The organism is Limibacillus sp., from assembly GCA_037379885.1.
Taxonomy (GTDB): domain Bacteria; phylum Pseudomonadota; class Alphaproteobacteria; order Kiloniellales; family CECT-8803; genus JARRJC01.
Map to the genome: position 1 here is coordinate 1 of JARRJC010000119.1, position 3492 is coordinate 3492.

Below are 3492 nucleotides of genomic sequence, written 5' to 3' on the forward strand. Positions count from 1 at the left end.
CCGTAGGCTTAAGATCAGGAGGTCTGCTATTGGCTAAATAGCGGACAGGCATCCCTGCCTCCGGATCGTATCGTTTCTGGTCTTTGGACAGCCTCGGTGCTCTTTAAGCCTCGCTAGCGCCACTTCATTACCGTCCTTGTAGAAGTTCTACTTACGTGCCGTCATTGTCAGACACTGTGCCGGTGAGGCAAGGCCGTCGTCGTCATGATAGTCCGCGAGTTCGGCGACGATTTCTTTGATCAACCGGGCGTGCTCGGCTTTCGCCAGTTCAGCCATTGTTTCTGCGATGGGAGATCCAGCAATGGCCCCGGTGATAAAGGTCTCCGAGTTTGGGTGGCGGGCGAACTTTACATCTAAGGTGACGTGGCTGTCTCGGAGCCGGGCACCCTCCGCCAGTTCATGCAAGCGGCCACGGTCGCCGAGTGAATAGATCATATCCCACGGCGCGGTAGTCCCAGCGCCGAACTCCCTGTCGAGCACGGTCGCGAACGCCTCGCCTATAGGCGCGCGGGTTTTCCAAACGCTAAGGGCGAGAAGGCCGCCAGGTTTCAGTACGCGAGCCATCTCGGCCATCGCGGCGGGCTTGTCGGGCATAAACTGCAGGCCCTGCTGGCAGAGCACGACGTCGAAGGTATCGCCGGGCAAGGGCATGGTGGCGGAGTCGCATTCGAGCCAAGAAATCTCCGAAAGACCGGCCTCGGCGGCGAAACGCGCCGCGGCCTCGAGCATGCGCGGATTGACGTCGGTCCCGGTCACATTCGTGGCTGCGCCAGAGCGAGAGGCAGCTTTGCGAGCCACAACTCCGGTACCGCAGGCGACATCGAGCACCAGGTCACCCGAGGTGACGTCGGCCGCGGCAACCAACTCATCAGCGCAACGACCCATCTGAGCCCGAACCCAGCAGGCCTCGTAGACATCTGGACCGCCCTGCTTCAACTGAAAGCCGGATTCGTGAGACATCGGAAAACCTCCTAGAGGTGTTACGCTACCGTGCTGCTACGCTCATAGCCTAAGCGCGACCCGGCCGCTGCCGAGTTGAGCTTTTAAGTCGCCGATCGAGGGGGCGTTGTAGAATGCCCGAGTGTGCCCAGAAGCAGATCTAAGACGCCAAGGGCGGTTTATCGCTATTCATGCTGGACATGCGCAGCTTCCAAGATCCGTCCCGTTGCTTTGCCGCGACATTCAGCGATATCCCGCTCTCGGTGATGAGGCTTCCATCGTCCTGCGGATAATCACCGGAGTAAGAAACCAAGCAGTAGGCCATCGAGCCATCTGCCGCGGCGTCCTCGACGGTCACGCACTTGTTTGTTTCCCCTTGCTGGTACCAATCTTTGAAAAGTTCGCGAAGCGCTTGGCGGCCTCGTTTGGGTAAGCTGTAAGGTGAAAAGATTGTTGCGTCCTTCGTATAGAGATCTACGCAGGTATCGATATCTCCCTCAACGAAACCTTTGGTCCAGCGGTCCATCAAGGTCTGCATCTCGTCATGGATGGGCATCTAGCGTCTCCTAACCAACAAAATTGAGATCAAGAGCATAGCTCTCAGTTTCTTTGATCGAGTCTGCGGGCCTTACGACCTGGATGACTCGGTCGCTACTTGACGATGATGTAGAATTTGCGGAGCGTTTCCGTGATCTCCAATTTCACCTTGGCACCCTTTGGGATAAGGAACGTATCGCCGGCAACGAACGTCTCTTTTCTTCCAGCGGAATCGGTGAGATCGAGGCTTCCCGACAAGATCGTCATCAGTTCGTTGCTGGAATAGGCGTCTATATCCACCGAAATGGGTGCACACTCCCAAACCCCCGACGTGATCGAACCGTCTTCGGTTTCAAAGACCTTGTGCCTCAATTCTGCATGATCCTCCGTCGTGAAGGCGTTTGCGGGAACCGCATGCGACGGCGCCATCCCGTTCTTTGGATCACCGTCCGGCAGAAAGCGGTGAAATGCTTCAGACATATTGAAGTCCTCCATCTCCATAGATGGGAGGAGTCTAGGTCAGTTTTATCTTTACGATTGCATCATCAATGCGAAATTGTTTTTTGCATATTATGCATAAACAAGCTCCGGGAGTGCACCATTGGACAGACTGGGCGCAATATCACTGTTCGTGAAGGCCGTCGAGACAGGCTCTTTCTCTGAGGCTGGGCGGCAAGCTGGTCTTTCCCCCTCATCGGTATCCCGTCGCATCGATGAGCTGGAAGGCTGGGTTGGCTCGGCCATGTTCCATCGCACGACGCGCAAGCTGACTCTTACCGAGGCTGGCCTGTCGTTCTATAAGCGCACGCACGCCATTCTGCTCGACCTAGAAGAAGCTCGCACCGTCGCCGGGCAACTACAGGACCATCCCTCCGGTCTGATCAGAATGACAGTTCCTGAAGGGATGGATGGTGGATTTCAGCGCCCGGATCGTCGACTTGGTTGGAGAGGGTTTTGATCTCGCTATCCGCGTCGGACAGATGGAAGACTCCACCCTCAGGTCACGGAAAATCGCGGCAGCGAAACGCTACCTTTGTGCCAGTGAGAAGTATCTGCTGGAGGCTGGAGCGCCCGAGCGGCCAGAGGACTTGGAGGACCATAACTGCTTAATCTTCAGGGCGCTTCCCGGATACAACGTGTGGCGGTTCAAGTCAGGAAGCACGACCATCAATGTGCGGGCCTCGGGAAGCTTTTCCGCCAACAGCGGCAATGCCCTCGTAAACGCGGCCTGCGAAGGCAGAGGCATTGTCCTATCGCCAGGTTGGCTCGTCGGCCCCTTTTTGGCGAGAGGTGACATCGTCGAGATTCTTCCCGGGATCTCGCCTAGTCCAGCGCGCGTGCCACTCTACGCCGTCCACCCCTACAGACGGTTCGTTCCGCCAAAGGTCAAAGTTCTGGTAGATTTTCTGGCACGGCGCTTCGGAGATAACTACGACTGGAGCCAATAATTTCCGTCGAACCAATGTCCGCTATTGGCTAAGAGCGGACATGCGCCTTCCTTCTAAACCCAAAGCGCCAGCACCCGCTCGACTGTCCAGAACCCGGCGAGGGATCCGATGACGTAGCTGCTCGCAATGCGCAACGGTCGTAGCGACGGCGATGCGATTGCCTGGAGCGCCTTCGCCAGCAATACGAAAGTGGCGACAAATAGCAACTGGCCCAATTCAACACCTACGTTGAAAAAGAGCAGCGCCGCCGGTATCGCCTCGTCCGGAAGCCCCACCTCGCTGAGAGCGCCTGCAAAGCCGAAGCCATGCAGCAGGCCGAAGGCGAAGGCGATGAGCCAGGGACGACGGGTGGTGAGGCTTTCCTGGCCGCGCATCTTATGGAGGGCTTCAGCTGCGACGAAGACGATGGAGAGCGCGATTAGCGCCTCGATCAAGCCAGAGGGCGCTGAGACAAAACCAAGCGTGGCGCCGGTGAGTGTGATCGAGTGTGCCAGGGTGAAAGCCGTGATGGTGCCTATCAGAGCACGCCAGCCACTCACCAAGAGTAGGAGCGCCACGACGAAGAGCA

At 57.4% G+C, this 3492-nt stretch carries 6 protein-coding genes; 2 read left to right on the forward strand and 4 right to left on the reverse strand.

Features of this window, described 5'->3' with window-relative positions; all coding sequences use genetic code 11:
- Positions 1-147: 147 nt before the first annotated feature.
- From P8X75_15150 to P8X75_15160, 3 genes are all read right to left on the reverse strand, one after another.
- Positions 148-960 carry a methyltransferase domain-containing protein gene (locus tag P8X75_15150; protein MEJ1996518.1) on the reverse strand — a complete coding sequence of 271 codons (813 nt, stop codon included), beginning with the start codon at positions 958-960 and terminating at the stop codon, positions 148-150.
- A 139-nt stretch (positions 961-1099) separates the two neighbouring features.
- Positions 1100-1495, reverse strand: coding sequence for a nuclear transport factor 2 family protein (locus P8X75_15155; GenBank protein MEJ1996519.1), 396 nt, complete (start codon positions 1493-1495; stop codon positions 1100-1102).
- Between the two features lie 95 nt (positions 1496-1590).
- The gene (locus P8X75_15160; GenBank protein MEJ1996520.1) at positions 1591-1956 is read right to left on the reverse strand and encodes a cupin domain-containing protein; all 366 of its coding nucleotides are present in this window, start codon (positions 1954-1956) and stop codon (positions 1591-1593) included.
- Positions 1957-2077: 121 nt separating this feature from the next.
- Between P8X75_15160 and P8X75_15165 the strand changes: the two genes are divergently transcribed.
- On the forward strand, positions 2078-2434 hold the full coding sequence (locus P8X75_15165; GenBank protein ID MEJ1996521.1) for a LysR family transcriptional regulator: 357 nt from the start codon (positions 2078-2080) through the stop codon (positions 2432-2434).
- A complete protein-coding gene (locus tag P8X75_15170) occupies positions 2385-2924 on the forward strand; it encodes a substrate binding domain-containing protein (GenBank protein MEJ1996522.1) in 540 nt (179 codons plus the stop codon). The genes P8X75_15165 and P8X75_15170 overlap by 50 nt, the downstream gene beginning before the upstream one ends.
- Before the next feature lie 53 nt (positions 2925-2977).
- Here the strand turns inward: P8X75_15170 and P8X75_15175 are convergent.
- Positions 2978-3492, reverse strand: a 515-nt coding sequence (locus P8X75_15175) for a HupE/UreJ family protein (GenBank protein MEJ1996523.1), incomplete at its 5' end; no start/stop codon positions are given.